This window comes from Stenotrophomonas sp. G4, from assembly GCF_003428825.1.
GTDB classification, from domain to species: Bacteria; Pseudomonadota; Gammaproteobacteria; order Xanthomonadales; family Xanthomonadaceae; genus Stenotrophomonas; species Stenotrophomonas indicatrix.
The window spans coordinates 3,527,650-3,550,011 of sequence record NZ_CP031741.1 but is presented as its reverse complement, the minus strand read 5'-3'; the positions used below and the strand labels follow the sequence as shown (position 1 = coordinate 3,550,011).

At 66.8% G+C, this 22,362-nt stretch carries 19 protein-coding genes and 1 tRNA gene; 11 read left to right on the top strand and 9 right to left on the bottom strand.

Annotation, left to right across the window (positions count from 1 at the left end):
- Positions 1–64: 64 nt before the first annotated feature.
- From D0Y85_RS16310 to D0Y85_RS16280, 7 genes are all read left to right on the top strand, one after another.
- The gene (locus D0Y85_RS16310) at positions 65–1,171 is read left to right on the top strand and encodes an efflux RND transporter periplasmic adaptor subunit (RefSeq protein ID WP_117311266.1); all 1,107 of its coding nucleotides are present in this window, start codon (positions 65–67) and stop codon (positions 1,169–1,171) included.
- Entirely contained in the window at positions 1,168–4,293 is a 3,126-nt protein-coding gene (locus tag D0Y85_RS16305; RefSeq protein WP_117311265.1) for an efflux RND transporter permease subunit, read from the top strand. Before D0Y85_RS16310 ends, D0Y85_RS16305 begins: the two co-directional genes overlap by 4 nt.
- Complete coding sequence (locus D0Y85_RS16300; protein ID WP_117311264.1) at positions 4,286–4,825, top strand: GNAT family protein; 540 nt, start codon at positions 4,286–4,288, stop codon at positions 4,823–4,825. The genes D0Y85_RS16305 and D0Y85_RS16300 overlap by 8 nt, the downstream gene beginning before the upstream one ends.
- A 235-nt stretch (positions 4,826–5,060) precedes the next feature.
- Positions 5,061–6,578, top strand: a complete 1,518-nt coding sequence (locus D0Y85_RS16295; protein WP_025874267.1) for an alanine/glycine:cation symporter family protein — start codon at positions 5,061–5,063, stop codon at positions 6,576–6,578.
- Complete coding sequence (locus D0Y85_RS16290) at positions 6,571–7,404, top strand: TrmH family RNA methyltransferase (protein WP_117311263.1); 834 nt, start codon at positions 6,571–6,573, stop codon at positions 7,402–7,404. The genes D0Y85_RS16295 and D0Y85_RS16290 overlap by 8 nt, the downstream gene beginning before the upstream one ends.
- 209 nt (positions 7,405–7,613) lie before the next feature.
- Positions 7,614–8,606, top strand: coding sequence for a hypothetical protein (locus D0Y85_RS16285; RefSeq protein WP_117311262.1), 993 nt, complete (start codon positions 7,614–7,616; stop codon positions 8,604–8,606).
- A 13-nt stretch (positions 8,607–8,619) separates the two neighbouring features.
- Complete coding sequence (locus D0Y85_RS16280; protein WP_117311261.1) at positions 8,620–10,071, top strand: alanine/glycine:cation symporter family protein; 1,452 nt, start codon at positions 8,620–8,622, stop codon at positions 10,069–10,071.
- Between the two features lie 78 nt (positions 10,072–10,149).
- Here D0Y85_RS16280 and D0Y85_RS16275 read toward each other — a convergent pair whose 3' ends face one another.
- From D0Y85_RS16275 to D0Y85_RS16260, 4 genes are all read right to left on the bottom strand, one after another.
- Entirely contained in the window at positions 10,150–11,571 is a 1,422-nt protein-coding gene (locus D0Y85_RS16275) for a M28 family peptidase (RefSeq protein WP_117311260.1), read from the bottom strand.
- Between the two features lie 188 nt (positions 11,572–11,759).
- A complete protein-coding gene (mscL, locus tag D0Y85_RS16270; RefSeq protein WP_025874272.1) occupies positions 11,760–12,164 on the bottom strand; it encodes a large-conductance mechanosensitive channel protein MscL in 405 nt (134 codons plus the stop codon).
- A 54-nt stretch (positions 12,165–12,218) separates the two neighbouring features.
- The gene (locus tag D0Y85_RS16265) at positions 12,219–12,935 is read right to left on the bottom strand and encodes a fumarylacetoacetate hydrolase family protein (protein WP_117311259.1); all 717 of its coding nucleotides are present in this window, start codon (positions 12,933–12,935) and stop codon (positions 12,219–12,221) included.
- A gap of 70 nt (positions 12,936–13,005) precedes the next feature.
- On the bottom strand, positions 13,006–13,287 hold the full coding sequence (locus D0Y85_RS16260; protein ID WP_117311258.1) for a hypothetical protein: 282 nt from the start codon (positions 13,285–13,287) through the stop codon (positions 13,006–13,008).
- Positions 13,288–13,465: 178 nt separating this feature from the next.
- Here D0Y85_RS16260 and D0Y85_RS16255 point away from each other — a divergent pair, with 178 nt between their 5' ends.
- A complete protein-coding gene (locus tag D0Y85_RS16255; RefSeq protein ID WP_049469607.1) occupies positions 13,466–13,801 on the top strand; it encodes a Rieske (2Fe-2S) protein in 336 nt (111 codons plus the stop codon).
- A 470-nt stretch (positions 13,802–14,271) separates the two neighbouring features.
- Here D0Y85_RS16255 and D0Y85_RS16250 read toward each other — a convergent pair whose 3' ends face one another.
- The 4 genes from D0Y85_RS16250 to thiS all read right to left on the bottom strand — a co-directional run bounded on the left by D0Y85_RS16250 (position 14,272) and on the right by thiS (position 18,008).
- Positions 14,272–16,119, bottom strand: a complete 1,848-nt coding sequence (locus D0Y85_RS16250) for an SLC13 family permease (protein ID WP_117311257.1) — start codon at positions 16,117–16,119, stop codon at positions 14,272–14,274.
- A gap of 27 nt (positions 16,120–16,146) precedes the next feature.
- Positions 16,147–16,881 carry a tRNA (guanosine(46)-N7)-methyltransferase TrmB gene (gene trmB, locus D0Y85_RS16245; RefSeq protein WP_117311256.1) on the bottom strand — a complete coding sequence of 245 codons (735 nt, stop codon included), beginning with the start codon at positions 16,879–16,881 and terminating at the stop codon, positions 16,147–16,149.
- The gene (locus D0Y85_RS16240) at positions 16,881–17,675 is read right to left on the bottom strand and encodes a thiazole synthase (protein ID WP_093818770.1); all 795 of its coding nucleotides are present in this window, start codon (positions 17,673–17,675) and stop codon (positions 16,881–16,883) included. Before D0Y85_RS16240 ends, trmB begins: the two co-directional genes overlap by 1 nt.
- A gap of 132 nt (positions 17,676–17,807) precedes the next feature.
- Positions 17,808–18,008 carry a sulfur carrier protein ThiS gene (gene thiS, locus D0Y85_RS16235; protein WP_117311255.1) on the bottom strand — a complete coding sequence of 67 codons (201 nt, stop codon included), beginning with the start codon at positions 18,006–18,008 and terminating at the stop codon, positions 17,808–17,810.
- A gap of 207 nt (positions 18,009–18,215) precedes the next feature.
- Here thiS and D0Y85_RS16230 point away from each other — a divergent pair, with 207 nt between their 5' ends.
- Positions 18,216–20,048 carry an autotransporter domain-containing protein gene (locus D0Y85_RS16230; protein ID WP_117311254.1) on the top strand — a complete coding sequence of 611 codons (1,833 nt, stop codon included), beginning with the start codon at positions 18,216–18,218 and terminating at the stop codon, positions 20,046–20,048.
- 106 nt (positions 20,049–20,154) lie between these two features.
- A tRNA-Gly gene (locus D0Y85_RS16225) sits at positions 20,155–20,228 on the top strand.
- A gap of 59 nt (positions 20,229–20,287) precedes the next feature.
- Here D0Y85_RS16225 and D0Y85_RS16220 read toward each other — a convergent pair.
- Complete coding sequence (locus tag D0Y85_RS16220; RefSeq protein WP_240329264.1) at positions 20,288–21,139, bottom strand: PoNe immunity protein domain-containing protein; 852 nt, start codon at positions 21,137–21,139, stop codon at positions 20,288–20,290.
- Positions 21,140–21,389: 250 nt separating this feature from the next.
- Here D0Y85_RS16220 and rimK point away from each other — a divergent pair, with 250 nt between their 5' ends.
- Positions 21,390–22,268 carry a 30S ribosomal protein S6--L-glutamate ligase gene (rimK, locus tag D0Y85_RS16215; RefSeq protein WP_117311962.1) on the top strand — a complete coding sequence of 293 codons (879 nt, stop codon included), beginning with the start codon at positions 21,390–21,392 and terminating at the stop codon, positions 22,266–22,268.
- The last annotated feature ends 94 nt before the right edge of the window (positions 22,269–22,362 follow it).

Sequence of the window (22,362 nt, the reverse complement as noted above, 5' to 3'; positions counted from 1 at the left end):
GGCACATACCGCTTTCGCGGAGCCTTGCCTACACTCGGCGGCCGTGCACCACTCAGGACGCTTCATGTTGGCTCGTATCGCTTCGACCCTGGCCCTTGGCCTCAGCCTGGCCGTGCTGGCCGGGTGCGCAGGCAAACAGGAGGCCGCCGCGCGTCGGCAGGGCGAAGCCGTGCCGGTCACCGCGCAGGTCGTGCAGGCGGTGCAGTGGAACGACACGCTGCAGGCGCTGGGCACGGCCAAGGCGCGCGAGTCGATCAGCGTGACCGCCAAGGTCAGCGAGATCGTCGAGCGCGTGCACTTTGACAGTGGCCAGCAGGTGGCCGCCGGTGCGCCCCTCGTGACGCTGCGCGGGCAGGCCCAGGAGGCCGCATTGGTGCAGGCGCAGGCGACCTTCCGCGAAGCCGACCAGCTGTACAAGCGCCAGCGCGAACTGGCGGCGCAGCGGTTGGTATCCAGCGCGACCCTGGACACGCAGAAGTCGATCCGCGACGCCGCCGAAGCGCGGGTGGCACAGATGCAGTCGGACATCGGTGACCGTCGCGTGCGCGCGCCGTTCGCCGGCGTGCTTGGCCTCCGCCAGGTCAGCCCGGGTGCGCTGCTGACGCCGACCACGGTGATCGCCACCCTCGACGACGTCGAGCGCATGCACGTCGATTTCCAGGTGCCGGAAGTGGAACTGGCGTCGCTGACCACCGGCGACAAGGTGCAGGCCACCAGCGTGGCATGGCCGGGCCGCACCTTCGAAGGCGAGGTCAGCACCATCGATGCACGCATCGACCCGGCCACCCGCGCGGTGACCGTGCGTGCCGACTTCGCCAATGGCGACCATGCGCTGCGGCCGGGCATGCTGCTCGACGTGCGCCTGTTCCATCCTGATCGACCGGCACTGGTGGTGCCGGAAATCGCGGTGGTGCAGGTCGGTCGCGACAGCTTCATCTACCGCATCAAGGCCGATGACACCGTCGAACGCGTGGACGTGGTCACCGGTGCGCGCCGCGCCGGCGTGGTCGAGATCAAGCAGGGCCTGCAGGCAGGCCAGCGCATCGTGGTGGACGGCACCGGCAAGCTGCGGGCGGGCCTGAAGGTGGCAGCCTCCGATACCGCGCCCGCCAGCGGCGCGCAGCCGGCCCCCGCCGAAGCACCTGCAGCCGCCGAGGGCCACGGCGGATGAAGCTGTCCGACATCTCCATCCAGCGGCCGGTGTTTGCCGTGGTGATGAGCCTGTTGCTGCTGGTGCTGGGCGTGATGTCCTTCACCCGGTTGACGCTGCGCGAACTGCCGGCCATCGATCCGCCGATCGTTTCGGTCTCGGTGGATTACACCGGCGCCTCGGCAGCGGTCATCGAGAGCCGCATCACCCAGGTGCTGGAAGACGCGCTGGCCGGCATCGAAGGCATCGATACGATCAACGCGCGCAGCACCAACGGCCGCTCGCAGGTCAGCATCGAATTCACCTCCAACCGTGACATCGAAGCGGCGGCCAACGACGTGCGCGACGCGGTCAGCCGCGTGGCCGACCGCATGCCCGAGGAGGCACGGCCACCTGAGATCGCCAAGGTCGAGAGCGATGCCGATCCGATCATCTGGTTCAACATGGTCTCCTCGACCATGGATACGCTGGAACTGAGCGACTACGCCGACCGCTACGTGGTCGACCGCTTCTCCAGCCTCGATGGCGTGGCCCAGGTCCGCATCGGTGGCCGCCAGCGCTATGCCATGCGCATCTGGCTGGACCGCGACCAGCTGGCCGCGCGTGGGCTGACCACCGGCGATGTGGAAACCGCGCTGCGCAACGAGAACGTGGAACTGCCGGCCGGCCGCATCGAATCCACCGACCGCGATTTCACCCTGCGCGTGGAGCGCAACTACATCAAGCCGGAAGACTTCGCGACCATCCCGCTGGGAAAGGGCAGTGATGGCTACGTGGTGCGCATGGGCGATGTGGCGAAGATCGAGCTGGCCTCGGCCGAGCGTCGCGCCTACTACCGCAGCAACGGCGAGCCCGGCATCGGCCTCGGCATCGTCAAGACCTCCACTGCCAATTCACTGGATGTAGCACGCACCGCGCGCGCCGAGGCCGAACGCGTCGCGCTGACCCTGCCCAAGGGCACGCAGATCTTCGTTGCCTTCGACAACACCACCTTCATCGAGGCTGCCGTCGACCGCGTGTACGCCACCCTGGTGGAGGCGATGATCCTGGTGCTGGCGGTCATCTGGCTGTTCCTCGGCAGCTTCCGCGCGGCGTTGATTCCTGCGGTCACCGTGCCGGTGTGCCTGGTGGCGGCGTTCATCGCGCTGTACGCGTTCGACTTCTCGATCAACCTGCTGACCCTGCTGGCGCTGGTGCTGTGCATCGGCCTGGTGGTGGATGACGCGATCGTGGTGGTGGAAAACGTGCAGCGCCGCATCGACCTGGGCGAACCGCCGCTGGTGGCGTCCAAGCGGGGCACCGCGCAGGTGGCGTTCGCGGTGATCGCCACCACCGCCGTGCTGGTGGCGGTATTCCTGCCGGTCGGCTTCCTGGAAGGCAATACCGGGCGCCTGTTCCGTGAACTGGCGGTAGCCCTGGCCGCCGCTGTCGCGCTGTCGGCGTTCGTCGCGCTGACGCTGACGCCGATGATGGCCTCCAAGCTGCTCAAGCCGCATACCGGGCAGGCACCGCGCGGGCTGCACGGCTTCATCAACCGCAATCTGGAACGCCTGGCCGGCGCCTACGGCCGCGTGCTCGATCACCATGTCGATCGCACCTGGATCTACCTGCTGGTGATGGTCGCTGCGTTGGCGGCCAGCTGGCTGCTGATCAAAGTGCTGCCGTCGGAACTGGCGCCGGCCGAAGACCGCGGTTCGTTCCAGATCATGATCGACGGCCCGGAAGGCGCCGGCTACGACTACACCGTGCAGCAGGTGCAGCAGGTCGAGGCGCTGCTGGCACCGCACGTGGGTGCGGACAAGCCGATCGTGCGCGCCAACCCACGCGTGCCCGGCGGCTGGGGTGCCAGCGAGGAAATGCACACCGGCCGCGTCAGCGTGTTCTTGCAGCCCTGGCGCCAGCGCAGTGAAGGCACGCCGGAGGTGGCCGACGAACTGCAGAAGGAACTGGACACCATCCGTGGCGTGCGCGTCCGTACCCAGGTTGGTGGCGGCCTGGTGCGCAGTGGCGGGCAACCGTTCCAGATCGTGCTGGGCGGCCCGGAATACGCCGAGATCGCGCAGTGGCGCGACCGCATCCTGCTGCGCATGGCCGACAATCCCGGCCTGGTCGGCGCGGACTCGGACTACAAGGAAACCCGTCCGCAGATGCGGGTGAACATCGACCGCCAGCGTGCGGCCGACCTCGGCGTGCCGGTCACCGCAATTGGTACGGCGCTGGAAACGATGATGGGCTCGCGCCGCGTCACCACCTTCGTCGACAACGGCGAGGAGTACGATGTGCTGGTGCAGGCCGGCCGTGAGGGGCGCGCCAGCCCCGCCGATCTGGCCGCGATCCGCGTGCGTGCGACTTCCGGCGAGCTGGTGCCGTTGTCCAACCTGGTCACGCTGAGCGAAGTGGCCGAGGCGGGAACCCTGAACCGCTTCAACCGCCTGCGCTCGATCACCATCAGTGCCGGCCTGGCACCGGGTTATCCGCTGGGCGAGGCCATCGCCTGGGCCCAGCAGGTGACCGGCGAAGAGCTGCCGCAGTACGCACAGGTGAACTGGAAGGGCGAATCGCGCGAGTACCAGAGTGCGGGCGGCGCGGTGCTGCTGACCTTCGCCATGGCCCTGCTGGTGGTGTACCTGGTGCTGGCCGCGCAGTTCGAGAGCTTCATCCACCCGCTGACGATCATGTTGACCGTGCCGCTCGGCGTGCTCGGTGCGCTGGTTGGCCTGTGGCTGAGTGGCGGCACGGTGAACCTGTTCAGCCAGATCGGCATCGTCATGCTGGTCGGCCTGGCGGCCAAGAACGGCATCCTGATTGTCGAGTTCGCCAACCAGCTGCGCGATGATGGCCGCAGCGTGCGCGAAGCGATCATCGAATCGGCGATGGTGCGCCTGCGTCCGATCCTGATGACTTCGATCGCCACCGTGGTAGGTGCCATCCCGCTGGTGGTGGCCGGTGGCCCGGGCTCGGCCAGCCGTGGCACCATCGGCATCGTGATCATCTTCGGCGTCACCCTGTCCACCTTCCTGTCGCTGTTCGTGGTGCCGGCGTTCTACGCGCGGCTGGCCCCGTACACCCGCTCTCCGGAGGCGGTGAAGCGTGAGCTGGAGAAGCAGGAGGCCGACTCGCCGTCGGTGGGTGGTCATGCCTGAGCCGGCGCGGATCCTGCACGGCGCAGGCTTCCTGCTGCGCCCCTGGCGCAGTGATGACCTGCAGTCGCTGCTGCATCACGCCAACGACGCGGATGTCTCGCGTGGGCTGCGTGACCGCTTCCCGTATCCGTACACCCGCGAGGATGGCGAAGCCTTCCTGGGCGGGCGCGTACTGGCCCCAAGCACGCTGAACCTGGCCATCGAGATAGAGGGCCAGGCCTGTGGCAGCGTTGGCGCCCAGCAGGGCGTGGCCGAGCGCGGGCATACCGCGGAACTGGGCTACTGGCTCGGCCAGGCCCACTGGGGACAGGGCCTGATGACCGCTGTGGTCGGCCTGTTCGCGCCCTGGGTGATGGATGAGCTTGGCCTGTTCAGGCTGCAGGCCACGGTGGTCGACTTCAACCTGGGCTCGGCCCGGGTACTGGAAAAGAACGGTTTCCAGGAGGAGGGCGTGGAGCGCTGCGCCGTCTACAAGCGCGGCGTCCTGCATGACCTGCGCCGCTTCGCCCGGGTACGCAGGCAGCTGTCCTGAAAGGCCGCCGGGCACGGCCCGGCGCTACCCGTGGGGGCACGGTCATTGCCGGTCGCCGGGCACGGCCCGGGGCTACCCGTGGCGCAGCCGGCATACCCGGTAGCGCCGGGCCATGCCCGGCGGAGAACACGCCCCACATCCGGCGCTATCGCAGCGACCTTCGATCAGGGAGAATCGACCGGTCCCTTCCAGCCGACGGGACGTCCTCACAACCCGCCGACTGGAGAGAGCGCGCGTGGAAGCTACCGTACATTTCATCAACAGCATCATCTGGAGCAAGGCGCTGATCTTCATGTGCCTGGCCGCCGGCCTGTTCTTCAGCCTGCGCACCCGCTTCATGCAGATCCGTGGTTTCGTCGAGATGTGCCGCCTGACCGTGTCCGGTGAGAAATCCGACGCCGGCGTGTCCTCGTTCCAGGCCCTGGCCATGTCGATGGCCGGCCGCATGGGCATCGGCAACATCGCCGGCGTGGCCACCGCCATCGCCTTCGGCGGCCCCGGCGCGATCTTCTGGATGTGGGTGATGGGCTTCCTTGGCGCCTCCACCTCGTATGTGGAATGCACCCTGGCGCAGATCTACAAGACCAAGGATGCCGAAGGCCGCTACCGCGGTGGCCCGGCCTACTACATCGAAAAAGCGATGGGCCTGAAGTGGTATGCCATGGCCTTCGCCATCGCCACGATCATCGCCGCCGGCTTCCTGATGCCCGGCGTGCAGGCCAACGCGATCGCCGACAGCGTCATCAACGCCTGCCGCGGTACCGCGCTGTGCGGTCCGCTCGATGGCCAGGCCTTCGGCATGGAATCGGCGCAGGCGCTGAAACTGGGCATCGGCATCGTCGTCGCCCTGCTGCTGGGCGTGGTGATCTTCGGTGGCGTCAAGCGCATCGCCAACTTCGCCGAAGTGGTGGTGCCGTTCATGGCCGCCGGCTTCATCCTGATGGCCATCGTCATCATGATCATCAACTACGACCGCGTGCCGGAAATGTTCGGCATCATCTTCAAGAGCGCGTTCGGCACCCATGCCGCGTTCGGCGCGATGATGGGCCTGGCGGTGGAGTGGGGCATCAAGCGCGGCATCTACGCCAACGAGGCCGGCCAGGGCTCGGGTCCGCACGCTGCGGCGGCCTCGGAGGTCTCGCACCCGGCCAAGCAGGGCTACGTGCAGGCGTTCGCCATCTACTTCGACACCATGATGGTGTGCACCGCCACCGCCTTCCTGATCCTGGCCAGCGGCACCTACAACGTGTATTCGCCGGTCGCCGGCGCCGCGCCGATCTTCCAGGGCCTGGCCGGCATTCCCGAAGGTGCGGGCTACGCGCAGGCGGGTGTGGAAGCGGTGCTGCCGGGCTGGGGCTCGGCCTTCGTGTCGGTGGCGATCTTCTTCTTCGCCTTCACCACGATCATGGCCTATTACTACATGGCCGAAACCAACCTGACCTACGTCAACCACAACAAGCGCCGGCCGCTCACCGTGCTGCTGCTGCGCCTGGGCATCATCGGCATGGTGGTGTTCGGAGCCTTCCACAACGCCACCCTGGCCTGGGCGCTGGGTGATATCGGCGTGGGCCTGATGGCCTGGCTGAACATCATCGCCATCCTCATCGTGCAGAAGCCGGCCATGCTGGCCCTGCGCGATTACGAACGACAGAAGAAGCTCGGTCTCGACCCGATCTTCGACCCCGATGCCCTGGGCATCAAGAACGCCGATTTCTGGCGTCAACGCAAGCTGGAGTTGTCCCGTAGTGAATGATCCCTGGAAGAATGCCCGCCGCCCGTCGTCGCGACCGCCGCGGGCCACCCCGCTGCCGCCGCGTGAGGGCGGCACCCCGCCACCGCCGGGGCGGGGCAACGACGAACTTCGCCTGTACGGCTGGAACGCGGTGCAGGCGCTGTTCGCCAAGCGTCCGCAGGCGCTGCGCAAGCTGTACCTGGTGGAATCGCTGATTCCGCGCATGCAGCCGGTGCTGAAGTGGTGCGTGGCCAACCGCGTGGGCTATCGCGTGGTGGAGGAGGGCGACCTCAACAAGCTGGCTGCCACCACCCACCATGAAGGCCTGGTGGCCGACGTGCTGCGCGCGCCGGTGTTGCCGCTGGCGCAATGGCTGGCCGACCTGGGCGAAGGCCCGGCGCTGGCACTGTGGCTGGATGGCGTCGGCAATCCGCACAACTTCGGTGCGATCCTGCGCTCTGCCGCGCATTTCGGCGCCAAGGCGCTGCTGCTGCCGGCCAGCAGTACGCTGGCGCTGTCCGGCGCGGCCGCACGCGTGGCCGAGGGCGGCGCAGAGTCGGTGCCGCTGGTGCAGTTGCCTGAGGATGCAGAAGCGATGGCGCAGCTGCGCGCGGCCGGTTTCGGCCTCGCCGCGACCCTGGTCGAGGGTGGCGATGACGTGTTCCGCACTTCGCTGCCGGCCCGCCTGGTCTACGTGATGGGCGCGGAAAGCGAAGGCATGGATCGTGGCCTGGCCAGCCAGTGTGACCAGCAGCTGTCGATTCCCGGCAGTGGCGCGGTTGAAAGCCTGAATGTCGCTTCCGCCACGGCCGTGTTGCTGGCGCAGTGGGTCAGCCAGCGCGGCTGATGGGCGTGTCTGCGGGCACCGCAAACCGGTGCCCGCACAGAGCAGTTCCAGGTCGAGCGGGACTTCCCGGCAGCCGGGCAACGTCTGGCGGTGTTGCTGGCAGTGCGATGCATAAAGCATGCATGACGAATTGAAAGTTTCCTTATTGGTGTGCCGTTCCCGGCGACGCAGGGTGGAAGTCCATCCAACGTCGTACAGGAGCGGTTCCCATGCATCAACCTCGTCACAGTGCGGTGCGTGTCTGCCTGGTACTGGCACTCAGTGTGCTTGCCGCCGTTTCCACGCACGCCAACGAGCGCACGCTCGATGGCGTCAACTTCACCGGCCCGCTGATCACGCCCAATCCTGCCGGGATGCCGGCGGGTCGCTGGTACGTCGAACCCTATCTGGTGCGGGTCGACAGTTCCTCCTCCTTCGATAGCAGCGGCGACCGCCAGCGCAGCAGCGAACGCAGCGGCGCGTGGGCGATGGTGGTTCCCATCGCATACGGCTTCAGCGAACGGGTGACCGGCCAGGTCAACCTGAGTGCATCACGCGCCGAATCCGGCAACACACACAGCCGGGGCTTCCGCGCCGGGGATACCACCGCACGCCTGCAATACCTGTTGCAGGCCCCCAGTGCCGATGGCACCACGCCGGCGGTGTCGGTCGCCCTTGTACAACGCTTCAGCACCGGCAGCCACGACCGCATCACCGGCAATCCGCTGGATGCGCAGGGTGATGGCGTGCAGCGCACCGTGGCCGCGTTGGCCGTGCAGCAGGTGCTGTGGCTGGGCAACGATCGGCCGCTGCGCTGGCGGGCGCAGCTCAGCGCGGGGCCTGCGCCATCGCGAACGGCCATCTCCGGCACCAGCGTGTATGGCACCGAGGACGGCTTCCAGGGCCATATCGCGCGGGGCTCGGTACTGGGTCTTTCGGTGGGTGCCGAATACAGCTTCAACGAACGCTGGGTTGGCGTGATGGAAGTTGCCGCCAGCCGCGAGACCGGCCAGCGCCTGACCGGTTTCGCGCCCGACGCTGCAGGTGGCGTCCGGCCGATCAACGAACAGCGCCCGGCCAGTCGCAACCTGACCTTCGCGCCCGCTGTCGAGTACCACTTCAGCCCGTCGCTGGGGCTGATCGCCGGCGTCGAATTCACCGTTGCCGGCCGCAATACCGGCCGCATCATCAGTCCCCAGGTCGCCCTGGGCATGTTCTTCTGATGGGGGCCCTGCGATGAATGTCGAATCGATCGTCAATGCCGTGCTTGCCGTTGTCTGGAGCCCGTACCTGGTGGTGCTGTGCCTGGCAACGGGCCTGTACTTCAGCGTGCGTACCCGTTTCGTGCAGTTGCGCGCGCTGCCGGACATGCTGCGCCTGATGTTCCGCCACGAGCGCTCCGATGCCGGTGTCTCGCCGTTCCAGGCGTTGTCGCTGTCGCTGTCCAGCCGGGTGGGCGTGGGCAATATCGCCGGTGTCGCCATGGCCATTGCCTTCGGCGGTCCCGGCGCGATCTTCTGGATGTGGATCGTCGCCTTCCTCGGTGCCTCCAGCGCGTTCATCGAGTCCACCCTGGCGCAGATCTACAAGGATCGCGATGCCAAGGGGCAGTATCGCGGTGGCCCGGCGTATTACATCGAGAAGGGGCTGGGCCAGCGCTGGTACGCCGTGCTGTTCGCGCTGGTCACAGTGCTGGCAGGGGCGATGCTGGCGGGCACGCAGTCCAACGCCATCACCAGTGCGGTGAACGAAGCATGGGATGTGCCGGTGATGGTGACCACCGGTGTGCTGCTGGTGGTGTTGGCGGCGATCCTGCTCGGCGGCGTGCGTCGCATCGCGCGCGTCGCCGAATGGGTGGTGCCGGTGATGGCCGTGGCCTATCTGCTGGTCACTGCGGTGGTGATGGTACTCAACGCCGAGCGCGTGCCTGAAGTCATCGCCCTGGTGCTGCGCAGCGCATTCGGTGTTGACGCCGCATTCGGCGCGATGATCGGGACCGCGATCCAATGGGGGGTACGTCGTGGCGTGCTGTCCAACGAAGCTGGCATGGGCAGTGGCGCGCATCCTGCTGCTGCAGCGGAAGTATCGCACCCGGTGAAGCAGGGGCTGGTGCAGTCGTTCTCGGTGTACATCGACACCATGGTCGTGTGCAGCGCGACGGCCTTCCTGATTCTCTCCACCGGGCTCTACAACGTTTACGACCCGGCGGTGAACGGTGTACCGGATGAGGCACGCCTGCTGCTGGGTAACCTTCCCGGGGTGGAAGCAGGGCCACGCTTCGTACAGCACGCGGTGGAGTCGGCCTTGCCCGGCTTCGGCAAGTCGTTTGTCGCGCTGGCGATCCTGCCATTCGCGTTCACCACCATCCTGGCCCTGTACTACATGGCCGAAACCAACGTCAGTTACCTCTGCCGCGATCGTCCCCGAGGGTGGGTGCTGGGCACCTTCCAGCTGTTGTTCCTGGCCGCTACGGGCTACTCGGCGATGAACAGTGCGACAGTGGCGTGGGCGCTGGGCGATATCGGCGTAGGCATGATGAGCTGGCTGAACATCATCGCCATCCTGCTGCTGCAGAGGCCGGCGCTGGCGGCGCTGCGCGACTACGAAGATCACCGGCGTCACGGGCGTGACCCGTTGTTCAACCCGAAGCTGCTGGGGGTTCGCAATACCAGCGTGTGGGCGCAGTAAGCGCCCAGGCCGGTAGCGCCGGGCATGGCCTGGCGCTACCGGGTCATGAGTCAATCCACGCACAGCGTGGAGGTGAACTCACTCGTTCGGCGGCGTGGTTGGCTTGGCTTCGCTACCGAAGTTGCCATCGGCCTCGGCCGCCAGGTAGGCAAACACGGTGTAGGCCGCCACGTTCTGTGCCAGCGCCTTCGGGTCGATCTTGTCGAGGGTGTCGTCGGCGGTGTGGTGCAGGTGGAAGTAATCCGAGCCATCCTGCGCCAGCCACGCCCATGCGCCACCCTTGGCGGCCAGCGGACCGACATCCGGCCCCGGGCCACCCTTGTCGGCCTGGTACTCGATACCGAGCGGCTTCATCACTTCGGCAATCTGCTTCGTCGCTTCGCGCGAGCCTTCCGGGTTCGGCGAACCGGTGTTGAAGGCGTAGATGCGGCCAGCACCGAAATCGCTCTCGGCGGCCAGCTGGTGCAGCGCCACGTCCTTGGCATGCGCCTCGGCGTAGGCCTTGCCGCCATACAGGCCCTGTTCTTCGTTGGCGAAGGCGACCACGCGGATGGTGCGCTTCGGCGCCTGCTTCAGCTGGCCGATCAGATGACCGGCAGCCATGGTGATGCCCACGCCTGCGCCGTCATCGACCGCGCCGGTGCCCAGGTCCCACGAGTCCAGGTGTCCACCGATCACCACCACTTCCTTCGGCAGCGTGCGGCCGGTGATCTCACCGATCACGTTGTACGAGGTCGCCGTGCCATCCCAACCGCAGTCCAGTGCGACCTTCACCGTGGTTGCGCCACGGGCAAGCAGGCGCGCCAGCTGGTCGGCGTCGGGTACCGACAGCGCCGCCGACGGCACCGGGGTCAGGCCGTCATCGAAGCGGGTGATGCCGGTGTGCGGCACGCGGTGCGAATCGGTACCGGCCGAGCGCATCAGGAAACCGATCGCGCCCTTGCGGATCGCCTCGGACGGGCCCTTGCTGCGGATCGCACCGCCACGGCCATAGTCGCGGCCATCGCGGAACGGCAGCATCTGGTAATCGACGAAGGCGATCTTGCCCTTCAGCGAACCCGCCGGCGCGGCCTGCAGCGCGGCCAGATCGGCAAAGCGCACCACCTCGGCTTCGACCGTACCGCCCGGGCTGCCGCCCAGCGCGGTGATCTGCAGCGGTTGCGGGTTCCTGCCGGTCACGGCGGCGTGTTCACTGCGGCGCTCCCATTTCGGGAAGGTCACCGGTTCCTTCCACACCTTGTCAAAACCCAGCGCCTTGAACTTGGCTTCGGCCCAGGCCACGGCACGGGCGTCGGCCTCGCTGCCGGCGATGCGAGGGCCGATCTCGGTGGTCAACGATTCGACCACCTTCCAGCCGGTGTCATCGGCCAGCGCCTGGTCGCGCAGCTGCGCGGCGGTGGCCAGCGAGGCCGGCGGCAGGGTGGTGGCATGCGGCGCCGCGAAGGCCGGCGCGGCCAGCAGGGCGAGGGAGGATGCGATGGCAAGGACGCGGCGACGCATGGACAGCTCCGGGAAGGGGGTAAGCCTTCGAGCTTAACAGTCGTTCAGCGCCGCGCATGGGCGGGAGGTCATGGCTGGCGCGGATGCTGTTTTCCGCCAGATGCAGCAAAGCGAAAGCCCCGCCGGGGCAGGGCTTTCGCAGGGCGGCGTTCATCGTTTCCGCCGGGCATGGCCCGGCGCTACCCACCTTATTTCTTCAGGCTGTCGCGGATCTCGCGCAGCAGCACCACTTCCTCGGCCGGCGCTGCCGGAGCGGCTTCCTTCTTGCGCGACAGGCGGTTGATCACCTTGATCACCAGGAAGATGGCGAACGCCACGATCACGAACTGGATCAGTGTGTTGATGAAATCGCCGTAGCCGATCACCACGGCCGGGATCTCCTTGCCATCAGGACCGATGCTGGCCGGCGACAGTGTCCACGCAAGCTGGGAGAAATCGACCTTGCCGATCAGCATGCCCAGCGGCGGCATGATGATCTTCTCCACCAGCGCGGTGACGATCTTGCCGAAGGCCGCGCCGATGACCACGCCGACGGCGAGGTCGATGACGTTGCCGCGCATCGCGAATTCCTTGAACTCGGTGAGCATTCCCATTGTTGTTTTTCTCCTGAGGGCGAGGGGACAGCGCGAAGGGTAGCGCAGGTGATGTCAGCCGGCGATCACGCCGTGGCGCTCGGCGACGTTCTCAAGGCGTGCGCTGAAGCGATCGCCCGGCTGCAACGCGGCCACGCCGGACGGCGTACCCATGAACACCAGATCGCCTGCGCGCAGCTGCCACAGTTTGGACAACTCGTGCAGGATCTCCGGCACGTTCCAGATCATCTGGTCGAGCAGGGACTGCTGGCGTACCTCGCCATTGATCTCCAGCGACAGATTGAGCGCGGCCAGATCGCCGACTTCACCGGCGTGCACGATCTCGCTGATCGGTGCAGAGGCATCGAAACCCTTGGCCGAATCCCACGGGTGGCCCTTCTCCTTGGCGGCAGCCTGCAGATCGCGGCGGGTCAGGTCCAGGCCCACGGCATAGCCATAGACCAGGGCCTCGGCATCGGCCACTGCCAGCTCACCGGTGGGCGCGTCACGGCCGATTGCCACCACCAGTTCCACCTCGTGATGCAGGTTGCGGGTGGCAGGCGGGTAGGGGATCACATCGTCGTGGCCGACCACGATGGCGTCGGCCGGCTTGGTGAAGAACATCGGGCGGCCGCGGTCATCTGCGGCGGGCACGGCGGCGCCCATCTCACGCGCATGGTCGGCGAAGTTGCGGCCAACGCAGTAGATGCGGTGCACGGGAAAACTGCCGCCGCCAACAACCGGTACACGCGGCGTGGCTGCAGCAGGGATCACATCGGAGACATCGGACATGCGGGCATCCAGGAAGGGAGTGCCCGCAGTCTAGAACGCAGCAAGGCCCGCCGTCAGCGGGCAGCGTCGATCAACGCGACGCCGGCAGCGCCGATTTGCGCACCACGTGGTACTCGCCTTCGACCACGTTCGGGTCGGCCGGGCGGTTCGGGCCGGGCTTGCGCGAAGCCAGCAGCTTCCACGCCAGGCCCACCAGGATCATGGCGGCACCGACGAACACGCCGATGAACACCATCGCGGCCAGGATCGCCAAGCCGAGCAGGCCGACGGCAACGCGCACCAGCGGATGGCGCGGCTTGCGCGGGGCAAACAGGGTGCGGAACTGGTTGAAGGCGAAGTCGCGATTGAACATGGTGGCTCGATAGGCTGGAAATCAGCGAGCCATGAGTATCGGCAGCTGCCACTGTCATTGAGTGAAAAACTCGTTAAATATAGCCTTGGCTTATTACGGATCAATGACTTGTGTTCATGTCACAGCTAGCCACATGACCAGGCATGCGACAATGCGCGATTCCGTCCGAGCCTTCGCCATGACTGCCGCTGTTGCCCTGATCACCCTGGATGCCATTGCCGATGGTGCGTTTGCCGAGGTTGAAGCGGTGGTCGATGGCGATGCCGAGTCGCTGCTGCTGTACCGCGACGGTGAGCAGGTGCGGGCGTTCCTGAACATCTGCCCGCACGCGGGCCGACGCTTGGATTGGGCGCCCGGCCAGTTCCTGAAGAGCCGCGAAGGCCACCTGGTCTGCGCCGCCCACGGCGCCTCGTTCGCGCTGGACAGTGGCGACTGCATCGCCGGCCCCTGCAAGGGCGACCGCCTGCGCGCAGTGCCGGTGGATGTGCGGGATGGACAGGTCTACCTGGCCTGAGGCATCGCTGTGCGGACCAACGGTCCGCACCCACCGAGTTCAGAACCCACCAAGTTCAGAACCCACCAAGTTCAGAACCCACCAAGTTCAGAACCCACCAAGTTCAGAACCCACCACATCAGCGAAACATCCAGGAATCCATCCACGCATGGCGTGGATCTACCGTGCCGACCAAGGTCGACACCTACCAACAGCAGCACAGAACGCCGTTTCCACAGCGCGCGGAAATCTGTCGAAGGCGGGGTGGGTCCGGTTGCGGGGGCGTGAGCCGCATGGATGCGGCGACCGAGCTTACATGGATGTACTTGCAGCGTCCCCCGCAACCGGACCCACCCCGCCATCCCAAGGAATGCAGGCTGTTGCCATTGCCATTGCCATTGCCATTGCCATTGCCGTTGCCGTTGCCGTTGCCGTGCCGTTGTCGTTGCCTCTGCGGGTGCAGGGCGCAGCCCTGCCAACAAACCCAACCCTCAGAACATCAGGTTGATCATCACCACCACCACGCAGGTGTAGATCAGCGACAGCGGGCCGCCGACCCGCCACATCTCGCGCGGGGTGTAGTTGGCCGGGCCGGTGATCATCGAAATCACCGGGTTCGACGCCGTCATCAGGTTGTTGGACGCCGACAGCGCCACGATCAGTGCGAACGCCGTGGGATTGCCGCCGGCCGCAAGCGCCAGGTTCACCGCGATCGGCACCATCACGATGGTCGCGCCCACATGGCTGATCACCAGCGAGAACACCGTGGTCAGCAGCGCCAGCGCCAGTTCCAGCACCCAGATCGGAATACCGGTGGGCAGCTTGTCGATGGTGTGGCCAGCCACCCATGCCGCTGCGCCGCTGGAATCCATCGCCCAGCCGAGCGGAATCAGCCCGGCCATCATGAACACCGTCTTCCAGTTGATCGAAGCATAGGCCTCGTCCATGCGCAGCACGCCGGTCAACAGCATCCCGGCCACGCCGGTCATCAGCGTCAGCGCCACCGGCAGTTTGCTGGTCAGCGCGATCAGGATGGTCAGGGCGAAGATCGCCATGGCGATCTTGAACTTGTGCGGGCGCTGCTCGCCGGTGGGGTAGTCGGTGACCACCACGAAGTCGCGGCTCTTGGCGGCCTGCGCCAGGTCGGTCCAGATGCTGTGGAAGACCAGCATGTCGCCGGCGCGCAGCTGCACGTCGCGTACATCCTCGCGGATCACCTGCTTGTCGCGGTTGATCGCCAGCAGGCTGATGCCGCGTTCCTTGCGCAGGCGCAGCTCGCCTGCGGTCTTGCCGATGACGCCGGAGGTCGGCGGCACCACCGCCTCGGAAATGCCGGCGCGGCTGGGATTGAACAGGTCACCGAGGTGTTTCAGGCGCGAGGACATGCGCAGGAACTGGTTCTGCGCGAAATCGTGGATCTGCTGGCGCGGGCCCATCGCGCCGAGCACGCTGCCCACCCAGATGCGCATTTCCGCCGGCGGTGCCAGGCGGGTGTCATTGCCGGTCTTCAGTGCCAGCAGCAGCGGCGCGTCATGCAGGTTCTCGGCCTCGCCCAGGGTCATGCCGACCAGCGGGCTCTCGGCGGTGACCACCAGCTCGAACACGTCGCCTTCGATGCCGTAGGTCTTGGCGAAGTAGCTCTCGGTGCGGGCCGGCGTGGTGCCGTCGTTGACCAGGCTTTCCTCTTCCACCAGCTTGCGGTCGCCGTAGTAGCGGAAGTACAGCAGCGAGGCAATCAGCAGGGCGATGCCGATCGGCAGCGGCGCGAACATGCGCAGCGGCTCGATGGTGGCCAGGCCGGAGGGCAGGTTGTTGTTGGCCGAGGCCAGCAGATCGTTCAGCAGGATCAGCGGTGAGTTGCCGACCATGGTCAGCGCGCCGCCCATCACGATCGCCGCCGAGATCGGCAGCAGCAGGCGCTGCATGGTCAGCCCGGTGCGCGCGGCCAGGCGCGAGGCGACCGGCAGGTACAACGCCATCACCGACGGGTTCTGCATGAAGGACGAGTTCAGGCCAGCGATGGCCGTGGTCATCATCAGCAGCCGCTGCTCCACGCCATGGCCACGCCGCAGCAGCCAGGCCGCGAGCCGGTTCAACGCACCGGTGCGGTCCAGGCCTGCGCCAAGGATGGTGGTGGCGATGATGCTCATCACCGCGTTGCCGGAGAAGCCGCCGAAGATCTCCTCCGGCGCGATCAGGCCGGTCACGCCCAGCACCACCAGCACCACCAGCGCGACCACGTCGGCGCGGATGCGCTCGAACAGGAACATCGCCATTGTGAAGCCGACCAGCCCGAGCACGAGCTTCATGTCGTTGGTCAGCGTCAGCGCGGTATCCATGTGGGGCGCGGCGTCCTCAGGCGTTCATCAGGTACGGTCGTACAACAGGTCCCAGACGCCGTGGCCAAGCTTCTGGCCGCGGGTCTCGAAGTGGGTCTGCGGGCGCCAGTCCGGGCGCGGCACGCTGCCACGCGGGCCGGCACGGTTGACCAGGCCGGGGGTGGCATCGAGCACGTCCCACATCTGCTCGGCGTAATCCTCCCAGTCGGTGGCACAGTGCAGGCGGCCACCGGGGCGCAGCTTGCGCACCAGCAGCTCGGCAAAACCCGGCTGGATCAGGCGACGCTTGTTGTGGCGCTTCTTGTGCCACGGGTCGGGGAAGTAGATGCGCACTTCGTCCAGCGCGCCATCGGCGATTTCCTTTTCCAGCACTTCCACCGCGTCGTGGTGGTACAGGCGCACGTGGTCGGCGTTGTCTTCGGCCAGCGCGTTCAGCAGGCGGCCTACACCAGGTGCGTGCACTTCCAGGCCGATGTAGTCGCGGCTGGGGTCCTGCTGTGCGGCGAAGCGCAGTGCGGCGCCGTTGCCGAAGCCGATTTCCAGCACCTTGCGCGCATCGCGGCCGAAGGTGGCATCCAGATCACGCGGTTCGCCGCTGAAATCCAGGCCGAAACGCGGCCAGCGCTCGTCGAACGCGCGCTGCTGGGCCGGGGTGAAACGGCCCTGGCGCAGCACGAAGCTGCGCACTTCACGGCGGCCTTCATTGACCGTGAACGGCTTGGGCGGTGCCTTCGAACCGGCGCTGTCGAATGGATTGGTCATCAGCCGATCAACCCATCGATCGGCGAGGACGCACTGGCGTAGCGCTTGCGCGGAATGCGGCCGGCCAGGAACGCCTCGCGGCCGGCTTCCACGGCCTTGCGCATGGCGCTGGCCATCAACACCGGGTTGCGCGCGCCGGCGATGGCGGTGTTCATCAGCACGCCGTCGCAGCCCAGCTCCATCGCGATCGCCGCATCTGAAGCGGTGCCCACGCCGGCGTCGACGATGATCGGCACCTTGGCGTCTTCGATGATCTGCAGCAGGTTGTACTTGTTCTGGATGCCCAGGCCCGAGCCGATCGGCGCGGCCAGCGGCATCACCGCAGCGCAGCCGATCTCTTCCAGGCGCTTGGCCAGGATAGGGTCGTCGGAGGTATAGACCATCACCTCGAAACCGTCCTTGACCAGCTGTTCGGCGGCCTTCAGGGTCTGCACGACGTCCGGGTACAGCGACTTCTGGTCGCCCAGTACTTCCAGCTTGGTCAGGTTGTGGCCGTCCAGCAGTTCGCGGGCCAGGCGGCAGGTGCGCACGGCATCCTCGGCGGTGTAGCAGCCGGCGGTGTTGGGCAGGATGGTGTAACGGTCCGGCGGCAGCACGTCGAGCAGGTTCGGTTCGCCCGGGTTCTGGCCGATGTTGGTGCGGCGGATGGCCACGGTGACGATCCGGGCGCCTGCGGCCTCGGTGGCCAGGCGGGTTTCTTCCAGATCCTTGAACTTGCCGGTGCCGGTGAGCAGCCGCGAGCTGTAGGCCTTGCCGGCGATCACCAGCGAATCGGGGGAGACATGAGCGTTCATGACGCGATTATCGCTTATCCGCCTGAAGATGGGGTCGTCACTTCGACGCCGCCGGGCATGGCCCGGCGCTACCGCAACGGATGCGCAGGGTAGCGCCGGGCCATGCCCGGCGAGCGCGGAGCGCGGGATGCCTCAGCCACCGCCCAGAGCGTGCACGATCTCCACCACATCGCCCTCGGCCAGCACATGCTCGGCATGACGGCTGCGGCTGACGATCTCGCCGTTCACCTCCACCGCCACCCGGCGTTGCAGCAACTGCTCGGCCGCGAGCAGGTCCAGGAGGGTCGCCGAAGCGGGCAGGGGGCGGAGTTCGCCATTGAGCTGGATGTTCATGGGGCCATTGTCGCTGATCGCCGGTTCGCATCGGAACCGTTGCAAGTTGTGCGCTACGCCCGCACCGGCAAAGCCCGCCGGGCCTGGCTCGGGCGACAATCCATGCGGCGGCGCAGCGTGAGCAATTGGCGGCGCAGTGAAACCATTCACCGTGCGCCGGCGTACGTGCGTCGGATCCTCAACGATATCCCCCACAGGAGTTTTTACATGCTGCTCAGCAAACGCCCGATCCGCTCCCTCATGGCGGCCGCGATCGCGCTGGCCGCGCTGCCGGCCATGGCAGGCGAATCCCCGTTCAGCCGTACCGTGTTCTTCGGTGACAGCCTCACCGACAGCGGCTACTACCGCCCCCTGCTGCCGGCGGAGGCGCGTCCGGTCACCGGCCAGTTCACCACCAACCCCGGCCTGGAATGGGCGCAGTTCGTCGCCGACTACTACGGTACCGATGCCACGCCGAACGGCAACGGCCAGACCGGTGACAACTACGCTGTCGGCGGCGCCCGTGTGGGTACCGACCTGACCCAGCCGGCCTTCGGCAACGTGCCGGTGCCGTCGCTGAAGACGCAGATGGCCAAGTACCTCGCCGCCAACGGTGGCAAGGCCGACCCGGATGCGCTGTACACCGTGTGGGGCGGCGCCAACGACCTGTTCTCCATTACCGCCCCGGCCCAGGCGCCAGCCGTCATCGGCGCGGCGGTGACCGACCAGATCGGCATCGTCGCCAGCCTCAAGCAGGCCGGCGCGCAGTATGTGCTGGTGCCGAACCTGCCCGACGTCGGCATCACCCCCGGGTTCATCGACCGCGGCGCAGCGGGCCAGGCGCAGGGTACCGCCCTGTCCACCGCGTACAACAAGGCGCTGTACGGTGGCCTGAAGCAGGCCGGCATCGACTTCATCCCGCTCGACACCTATACCCTCCTGCACGAAATCATCGCCAACCCGGGCATGTATGGTTTCAGCAACGTCACCGGCCGCGCCTGCCTGACCGCGTCGTCGCTGACCTGCAGCCCGCTGGCCTACGCGCGCCCGGATGCCGCCAGCAGCTACCTGTTCGCCGATGATGTGCACCCGACCTCGGGCGCGCACCAGATGCTGGGCCAGTACGCCATCTCGATCCTGGAAGGCCCGCGCCTGCAGCAGGTGCTGAGCCATTCGGCACAGACCATCGGACGTTCGCGCGCCGACCAGGTCAGCCTGCACCAGGCCGGCCGCCCGGCCGACGGGATGTCGTGGTGGGGCGGTGTGCGCGGTGACATGCAGCGCTACGACCACGCCGATCTGTACGACGGCCTGGCCCCGGCCGGCCTGTTCGGTGTCGACTGGGCACGTGACGGCATGGTCTTCGGTGGCTTCGCCGGCTTTGGCCGCCTGAATGCCGACTTCGGCAACAGCCGCGGCGACTTCACCCAGAAGGACACCACCGCCGGTCTGTTCGCCGGCTGGTACGGCGACCGCATCTGGGTCAATGGCCAGGTCAGCTACACCTGGCTGTCCTATGACGTGAACCGCAAGGTCCAGCTCGGCCCGGCAACCCGTGAGCACAGCGGCTCGCCGGACGGCAGCAACCTGACCGCCGCCCTGAACGCCGGTTACGAATTCGGCACCGAAGGCGGCTTCCGCCACGGCCCGATCGCCTCGGTGATCTGGCAGCAGGTCAAGATCGACGGTTACACCGAAAGCGCCGATGCCGGCACGCTGGCCACCGCGCTGGGCTACGGCAAGCAGGATGTCGATTCCACCGTCGGCCGAATCGGTTGGCAGGCCCGCTTCGACGGCGGCACCGTCAAGCCGTACGTGCAGGTGACCTACGACCACGAGTTCGAAGACACCAAGCAGGCCAGCGCCTGGGTGCAGAGCCTGCCGGACGTCGGCATGTACCGCGTGCCGGGCATGGACTTCGACAAGAACTATGCAACCGCCATCCTGGGTGCGCGCATGGAACTGTTCGGCCTGCAGAGCAACATCGGCCTGAGCGCCACCACCCTGCAGAAGCGTGCGCAGGACGCGACGCTGTTTGCCAGCTTCAGCGGCAGCTTCTGATGCACCCGACGGCAGGCCTGCGGGCCTGCCGTCACCACCACGGGCAGGCTGCAAGGGCCTGCCCGTTGCGTTTGAACACGTGCCCCGCATAGACTTGTCGGGCAACGCGGGCGTAGCTCAATGGTAGAGCTGTAGCTTCCCAAGCTACTGACGAGGGTTCGATTCCCTTCGCCCGCTCCATGTTTCCGGTCTCGGTACGCCGACGGTTGTTCCTTGTTCAACGCATCAGATTGCGTGCATCAGCGCCGGGCGTAGTCGACCAGATCGGATGGGTAGTGCGGGCAGGTGCGCAGCACCGCGTCGTCGCCACCATAAACGACCGCCATCGCGGCCACCTCCAATGCCCAGTAGCCCCAGGCGTTTGGACCCACGAGTCGGCGGGTCCGCTTCTGCGCCTTCGGTGCCAGCTGGAAAAAGTCGCGGTACTGCGTCTGCAGATAGCCGGCCAGCAGGGAAGGATCGAATGCTTCGCCCTCGCGCAAGGGCGTGAACAGGCTCGCAAATGGCCGAGGGTGAAAGATCTCGTCGCTGGCCTCGGCCAGGCCCAGAGCGGGGGCGCTGACGTAGTCGAGTACGCGGTCGGTATCGAAGCAGAGCACTTTTTGCACCAGCGCGGGCAGCAGGTTCTCAGTGCCCAGCACCGGGCCCAGGGCAAGCAGCTGCAGCGCGTATTCGTAGTGCTGCGCCGTTCGCGGCTGTAGTGAAGCACCCACGGCAATGGCATGCCCTTGCTGTTGCAGATTGTGTTGGGCCGCTGCCAGCAACTGCGCATGATCCAGCCACAGCGCCGCCGCCTCGATATGGATCTGGCGCAGTACCGACCCATCAAATCCGCGATCGATACCCTTCAACAGCAGATTGCTGGCGGCCTGTGCGGCCGCCTCCCACCCCAATGCGTGCTCCAGCGCCAGATGGCCGTCGGCCTGCAGCACGTCGAGCCGATCATCGCGACGCGCGTGACGGGACAGCAGGGCGAGGTTCCCTTCCCAGTCTGCCTGCCAGTCGGCTAGCCGCAGCGAGCGCCGGGGCTTGGCATTGGTTCTGGACAGCGCCTTCCACTGGGGCAGGCAATCGATCAGCTGGCTTTTCAACGACACGCTACGCCGCAGGGAGAGAGAGAGCGGGGTGCAATTCTAGCCGCAGCGCTGCCATCCATCATTCGTCCGGAAGCAGGCGTACTGCGCAAGCGGCAACCGTGAAGCCTTCAGCGGCCCGGCCCTGCAGGTGGCCTGCATTGGCCTGCGGGGCGAAGCGGCGCACGTGGTCGGGGTCGTGGCACAGCATCATCCAGGCGCAACGCTGCCACGCTATGCTGCGCGCCTGCCGACCGATCCCACTGCGATGAAGCTCGCCATCCTGTCCCGCAACACCCGGCTGTACTCCACCCGTCGGCTGGTCGAGGCCGCGCGCGCGCGCGGCCATACCGTGCGCATCCTGGATCCGCTGCGCTGCTACATGCGCATCGCCGCGGACGGCTTTTCCATGCACTACAAGGGCCGGCCGATGACCGGCGTGGATGCGGTCATCCCGCGCATCGGCGCTTCGGTCACCCGCTATGGCACCGCCGTGCTGCGCCAGTTCGAACTGATGGGCGCACGCACGCCCAATCCTTCCGACGCGATCCTGCGCTCGCGCGACAAGCTGCGGGCGCACCAGCTGCTGGCGGCCAAGGGCATCGACATGCCGGTCACCGTCTTTGGTGACAACCCGGATGACACTGTCGACCTGTTGTCCATGCTCGGCCCACCGCCGCATGTGGTGAAGCTCAATGAAGGCACCCAGGGCCGTGGCGTAATCCTCACCGAAAAGGCCAGCGCCTCGCGCGGCATCGTTGAAGCCCTGCGTGGCCTGTATGCCAACTTCCTGATGCAGGAGTTCATCGGCGAGGCCAAGGGCGCCGACCTGCGTTGCTTCGTGGTCGGCGACCAGGTGGTGGCGTCGATGCAGCGCCAGGCGCCGGAGGGGGATTTCCGTTCGAACCTGCATGCCGGTGGAACAGCGGTGGCGTCCAAGGCCAGCCGGGCCGAGCAGCAGTTGGCGGTGCGTTCGGCCAAGGCGCTGGGGCTTGGCGTCTGCGGGGTGGACCTGATCCGCTCCGCGCGCGGCCCGCTGGTGCTGGAGGTGAACTCAACCCCGGGTCTGGAAGGGATCGAGGCCGCCTGCGGGGTGGATGTGGCCGCACGCATCATCGAACACGTCGAGAAGATAAAAAAATCCTGATATTTCAGTGGCTTGAAATTAAATTCAGGCGGTGTTTGCGGGTTTAACACCGCTTTAATCGCCCCGGGCGTAGCCTTCAACGAACCGCAGCTCT